This window comes from Allobosea sp. 01N443 (assembly GCF_056399325.1).
This window is the reverse complement of the sequence record NZ_JBFTRC010000273.1, coordinates 1-5840: the sequence shown is the minus strand read 5'-3', so window position 1 is coordinate 5840 and position 5840 is coordinate 1. Positions and strand designations below refer to the sequence as shown.

At 62.8% G+C, this 5840-nt stretch carries 6 protein-coding genes and 1 pseudogene; 5 read left to right on the top strand and 2 right to left on the bottom strand.

Going from position 1 to position 5840, the window contains the following annotated elements; genetic code table 11:
- Positions 1–821 precede the first annotated feature (821 nt).
- Complete coding sequence (locus tag AC1DRP_RS34310; RefSeq protein ID WP_476770870.1) at positions 822–1097, top strand: YMGG-like glycine zipper-containing protein; 276 nt, start codon at positions 822–824, stop codon at positions 1095–1097.
- Between the two features lie 269 nt (positions 1098–1366).
- On the opposite strand, the gene AC1DRP_RS34305 is transcribed toward AC1DRP_RS34310, so the two are convergent.
- The gene (locus AC1DRP_RS34305; protein WP_476770869.1) at positions 1367–1624 is read right to left on the bottom strand and encodes a hypothetical protein; all 258 of its coding nucleotides are present in this window, start codon (positions 1622–1624) and stop codon (positions 1367–1369) included.
- A 58-nt stretch (positions 1625–1682) separates the two neighbouring features.
- Between AC1DRP_RS34305 and AC1DRP_RS34300 the strand changes: the two genes are divergently transcribed.
- On the top strand, positions 1683–2129 hold the full coding sequence (locus AC1DRP_RS34300; RefSeq protein ID WP_476770868.1) for a hypothetical protein: 447 nt from the start codon (positions 1683–1685) through the stop codon (positions 2127–2129).
- Between the two features lie 103 nt (positions 2130–2232).
- Here the strand turns inward: AC1DRP_RS34300 and AC1DRP_RS34295 are convergent, their stop codons facing one another.
- Positions 2233–4086 carry a potassium transporter Kup gene (locus AC1DRP_RS34295; protein ID WP_476770871.1) on the bottom strand — a complete coding sequence of 618 codons (1854 nt, stop codon included), beginning with the start codon at positions 4084–4086 and terminating at the stop codon, positions 2233–2235.
- A gap of 21 nt (positions 4087–4107) precedes the next feature.
- On the opposite strand from AC1DRP_RS34295, the gene AC1DRP_RS34290 reads away from it, so the two are divergent.
- The 3 genes and pseudogenes from AC1DRP_RS34290 to AC1DRP_RS34280 form a co-directional block, all read left to right on the top strand.
- A complete protein-coding gene (locus AC1DRP_RS34290; RefSeq protein ID WP_476770867.1) occupies positions 4108–4563 on the top strand; it encodes a response regulator transcription factor in 456 nt (151 codons plus the stop codon).
- Positions 4564–4718: 155 nt separating this feature from the next.
- Positions 4719–4859, top strand: coding sequence for a hypothetical protein (locus AC1DRP_RS34285; RefSeq protein WP_476770866.1), 141 nt, complete (start codon positions 4719–4721; stop codon positions 4857–4859).
- Between the two features lie 745 nt (positions 4860–5604).
- A pseudogene (locus AC1DRP_RS34280) lies at positions 5605–5840 on the top strand (outer membrane protein); the annotation flags it as partial.

Sequence of the window (5840 nt, the reverse complement as noted above, 5' to 3'; positions counted from 1 at the left end):
ACCCAGATGGGTGGTGCCAGTCGGGCCTTAAGGTCCTCGTCGGCACTTGTTCGTCGTTGCAAAACGGAAGTTGCAGGCGATAGACGATCCTGCTGATGTTTCTGTTGTATTATGCGCGGGAAGAGCGCCGAATGCATAAATGCAGAAATACAAAGAAGTCCTCGATAGGTTGGATTTAATCCAGCGTGAGGTCGCGGACCTTCAAACTACCACCCTCATGCTGCTTGCGTGGCAGCGACGTTTGGGACGATCCGGGCCTCCCAGCGAAGGGATATCAGGCCATGAGTCCGGCCCTCATCGCGCCTTTCGACATCGGGGATGACGATCCCGGTCTGACCAGGCTCCGCAATCCGTTTGTACATCGTCGGCGCCGTCGCGTGCGCTGGCGGGTGTCGCGGCGCGCAGCGCAGGCGCGGAAGACGCGCGGTAGGGGCGGTGGGCCGCTTTGCCCGGCCTGCCTTGTGGTGGTTATCTCCGCGTGTCGACGCTGCGTCAGGGACGCTCTGGTCTGGGTCTCGAGGCGCAGCGCACGGCAGTGACCGAGTTTCTCGATGGAGGGCGCTGGTAGCTCAAGCAGGAACTTGTTGAGGTCGAGAGTGGCAAGCAGCTGCTTTGGGCCTCATTCCGTCAGGCCGTGATCAAAAGATTTCGGCGACGCCGTGCGACCGAGCTGAAGGCTACGAAGCTTCAGGTATCGGGGAAACCGGATGAACATCCACAGGAATTCCCGACTGACGCGGTCACTTGCGATGGCGCACCCGACGTCTCGCCCTAGTTTGATGCGTTCGCATTCGCGCGCAGACTTGAACAAGGACCCCAAAATGCTCCGTTCGATCACAGTCGCCGGCTTTATCGGCCTTGGCCTTTTACTCGCAGGCTGCAACCCTGAGTCTCAGTCGCACCGCACGCTTGGCGGCGCCGCCATTGGCGCTGGCGGTGGTGCGCTCATCGGTGGGATCGCGGGCGGCGGTCGTGGTGCCGCCATCGGTGCCCTTGCAGGTGGCGTGACCGGCGCGGTGGTCGGTCGGGCGACGACCCCAAACAACTGCATCTTCCAGGACACGAGCGGTCGCCGTTTCTCAGGTCCCTGCCCGTAAGGCGCCTGAGCACACCTGCCGGGCCAATTGGCGAGCCCACCGGCAGCATCTGGTTTCATGCACAGCCGCTCCGATGGGGCGGCTGTTGCGCGTGGGTGCTGACAGGGCAACCCAGCCGGGAGCAGACCGTCGCGCACGCGACGGGGACGCAAGCTTGTACGGGGCCGGGAGACGCGCGGGCATCGGGCGCGGGTCAGGCACCGTCTTGACGGCTCCAGTAGGTCAGGCGCGTTGCCGGACGTCCCACGTGGGCGCGCTGCGCCGAAAGGTCAGCGCAGCTGGCGGCGGATGCGGTCCTTCTCGGCGGGGTCGGATTTAACCTTCACGCCAACCGCCTTCTCAAGTTTTTCAGCCCGCAGGTAGTGGAACGAGACGACGAGGATCAGCGCAAGCCAGACGAGCACTGCGAGGGACCAACAGATGACGAGGAACTCCACGGTCTTGCTCCGTGGGGCTCCTCGCGCCTTAACATCGTCCGCCATGCCGGGCTTGTTGCATTCAGCCATGCCCTTGCGCATCGCCGCCATGCGTGGCGCGGCTGGGCGATGCCTGCCCATAGCGCGCGCAGGCGCGGGAGAGACCGCCATGAGGCGACAGAACCTGCTCAACGCCCGTGATCGCCTCGGGGCATCGATCATCGATATCGTCGCCGCCGACGTTGCGAAGCACGGCCCGGAGGTGATCGAGCAGCTGCGGCTCTGGAACGTCGCCCCCTATGCCCGGCTGGTCAGCGACCTGGTGCATTTCAGGAAGCTAGCGACGGAGCAGAAAACGCAGACCCGGCGGAAACCGCGTGCGCTCCGGATGAGAGATGTCCTCAAGGCGATGGACGACCAGCCGATCGACATCAACAACCCGCTTCTTTCACCGAAGCATCGGGAGCGCTGGCTGAAGGGCATCGAAGCGTTGAGCCCTCGCTCGCCCTATGATTTCAGCCCCACTGAACTTGCCGCCTTATGGGGCGCTGATCTTGCTTCGTGGTTCGAGAGACATGCGCGGMGCATCCCGTCAGGGGAGGACGATCATCCTTGAGCTGAACGCGGCAACCGACCGCCCCCTGCTTCTCGCTGAACGCTTTTGCGCTCTGCTCCTTAAGGGCTTGGTGACGTATTCGAGCAGGCTTCAGTCGTGGCAATCAGATCTCGATCTCCACGCCGACCTCCACGACCTGCTTCGCGGGGATGTGGAAATGGGCAGCTGAGCGCTCGGCGTTACGCTGCATGAAGGAGAAGAGCGCCTCGCGCCACACGGCCATTCCCACAATATCCTCGCGCGGAATGATCGTCTCACGGCCAATATAGTACGACATTTGAATGAGATCGACGCCCGGCAGAAGTCCACGGTCGGCGCCGCAGCGTAGGCCGCCGGGAATATGTGGCGTCTCCATGAAACCGAAATGCAGGATCACGCGAGTGACGCCGGGCGCGAGTTTGATCGCCTCCATACGGTTTTCGTCGGGGACGCGCGGGATTTCCTCTAGCTTGCCGGTGACAAGAAGAATGCGCTCGTGCAGGGCATGATTGTGGCGAACGAAATGCGTGAGTGAGAGCGGAAGCCCGCGGGCGGCCGAGGCCAGAAAGGCGGCGGTGCCCGGCAGGCGCACAGGCGGGTTCGTGGCCAGCATGTCGAGAAACTCCCTCTCCGGCTCGCGTTGGCGGCCACGCGCTGCCTCCACCAAAGCGAGGCCGCGCCGCCAGGTCAGCATGATCACCACCAGCACGAGCGCCAGGACCAGCGGATACCAGCCACCTTCATGCAACTTCGGCAGGTTGGCGGAGAAGAAGGCAAGGTCGATCAGCAGGAAGAAGCCGTTGACCGCCACGACAAGGATTGGGTTGTAGCCCCATTTGAGGGCGATCAGCGCTGCGAGTCCGGTGGTGATGGCCATGAGCAACGAGACGGCGATGCCATAGGCGCCGGCCAGCGCATCGGACGAGCGGAACATGAAGACCGAGGTGAGCGTCGCCAGGCAGATCATCCAGTTGACGATCGGAATGTAGACCTGTCCCCTCTGGTCATGGGCCGTGTGCTTGATGTGGACGGCGGGGAAGAGGCCGAGCTGCACAGCCTGTCGAGTGAGCGAGAAGGCGCCTGTAATTACCGCCTGCGAGGCGATGACGGCGGCGGCGGTGGCGAAGAGGATCAATGGGTAGTGCGCCCAGTCCGGGGCGAGTTGGTAGAATGGGTTGGTGAGGGCTGCAGGTTGGGTGAGTAGCAGCCCGCCCTGGCCAAAATAATTGAGCATCAGCGCAGGCAGCACGATGGTGAACCAGGCGAGGCGGATGGGTTTGGGACCGAAATGGCCCATATCCGCATACATCGCCTCGCCACCGGTCACGGCCAGGAACGTGGCGCCCAGCACGGCGAAGCCGACGAGCGGGGCGGTGTGGGTAATGAAGTAGAGCGCATTCAATGGGTTGATCGCTGCGAGGATCCCCGGCGCCATCAGGATGCCCCGGATGCCGAGCAGAGCGAGCGCCAGGAACCAGAGCAGCATGATCGGCCCGAACAGCCGGCCGATGAAGCCGGTGCCCTTGCTCTGGACCAGGAAGACACCCATCAGGATCGCAGCGGTCAGCGGCACGACGGCCGGCGCCAGCATCGGTGCGTCGACCTTGAGGCCCTCAATCGCGCTGAGCACGGAGATGGCCGGCGTGATCGCGCCGTCGCCATAGAGCAAGGCGGCGCCGACGAGTCCGACGACGAGGACATAGGCGCGCCCTGTGCCGGGCCTGGCATGGCGCGCCTTGAGCAGGGCCAGCATCGCCATGATGCCGCCTTCGCCGCGATTGCCGGCGCGCAGGATCAAGATCGAGTACTTGATCGAGATGATCAGGATCAGCGCCCAGAGGATCATCGAGACACAGCCGATGACGGCTTCCGGCTGCAAGGCTCCTCCCGCAGCCGCGGCCCGGGCCGCTTCCTTGAGCGCATAGAGCGGGCTGGTGCCGATGTCGCCATAGACGACGCCCAGAGCGCCGAGGGTCAGGGCGCGGACGGAGCCGTTGTGATGGTGATGAGACGCAGAGCCGTTCTGCGACAGAACCTCACGAGCCATGCGCCGGCCTCCCCATTACATGGAAATAGCGCATGCAGCAGCGCTCCTAGCAAGACATGTTCCCCTTTGCCTGCACTGCCGCAACGACGGGGGTTACCGGCCGCCCGGGCTGGGAGGTCAGGCGTCAGGGATCGTGGGAACCGTCTCGCGCTAGCGCGCTGTCGTCAGGCAAGGCGCGATGACGATGGCGCCGAATTGCGCGCGGTCCGGCTCGGCAGCCTCACCCCGCGGGAGCGCGAGGTCTTCGCCCTTGTGGCGAGAGGCCGGATGAACAAGCAGATCGCCTACGAACTCGGAACCACCATTCGCACCATCAAGGCCCACCGCCACAAGGTGATGGAAAAAATGGCCGCCCGCTCCATTGCCGAGCTTGTCCTGTCCTCAGAGCAGCTTGGGCTCATCTCTTAGAAAAGGCGGGCGACCAGTTCGAGAGCACCAACACCCCCCTGCATTGTGTACGCAGTTTGAAAACGGCCGAGAAACGCGGCGCCTGGCAAAACGGCGCGTTTCCCGGAGGTGGACGACGGCTCTGTGGCAGTCTCGAGAAGAAGAGTTGGAGCGCCATGACAACCGACCTGGCACGGAGTGCAGGCGACCAGCACCCGGTGAAGGGCCTGATGCCGATCCCGCTGGGACTGGCGATGAAATCGGGTCTCAGGGATAGCGCAAGTACAATCGGGCCGCAGCGCGATGACCCCAGCTGAGATTATATGACGTATCGTCATGTAGTGCGCGCGTGCGGTCTCGTCTTATCGTGGCTGTATCGTCCTGATGTCACCGGTTAACCAATCTCAGTCGCCCCGAACGGGCAGGTGCAAATCCCCGTCGACGAGCCGATATACGTGTGCTTACATCACTTAGATTACAGATCTTGGTTTGACTAYGTGCTGAATATTACACGATTCGCTACGCCCATCGGCCATCTGAAAGGTTATTGGCATGGCGGCCTCAAAGGGAAACGGATGTTCTCACGAACCTCCAGCATCGCCCCCGGCAAACCAGCGGAATTACAAATGGCTTCGGCCCGAGGGAGACGATGACGATAGTTTTGGGCGAGGGATTATTTGGGGAGCTGCGATATCGTTCCTGCTCTGGGGAGGGATGGCGGGCCTGGTACACTATCTTTCGATGACGGCACCGCATGCGTGATTTATCGCGCATGAGCACTGAGCAAGAGCATCGATGGCCTGAACTGGAGTGACTTCCTCAACCGCGATGGAACGCCCGTCCCCACGCCGCCCCATGCCGGAGGTCTGGGCCCCACGGGCGCCCGTTGGGATTGGCATGCTCTGGGCAGTCGTTTTTTGGACTCATAGAGCGAAGTGATCAAAATATCGCAGTCCGTAACATTCGGCACTTCATTGGGAAGTGGCACGGATTATTCGGGTTCTCTGCCGTTACTTCATATGGAACAGATTGACTTGCGTATCCCTGACCTCGGAGGACACCATGCGACTAGGTCTTGTATCCACCGCCGTTCTTGCGACGTGCCTGGCAACGTCGGCCTTCTCCGCCGACCTTCCCAGCCGCCAGGCGCCGCCTCCCCCGATCGTCTACGCGCCCCTGTTCACCTGGGCTGGTCTTTATGTCGGTCTCAACGCCGGCGTGGGCTGGGCTGACTCGGGCGAGATCGCCGTCAACGGGCCGACTGCTGGCTCTTCCAGCGTTCTGAGCGGTGTCGGCGG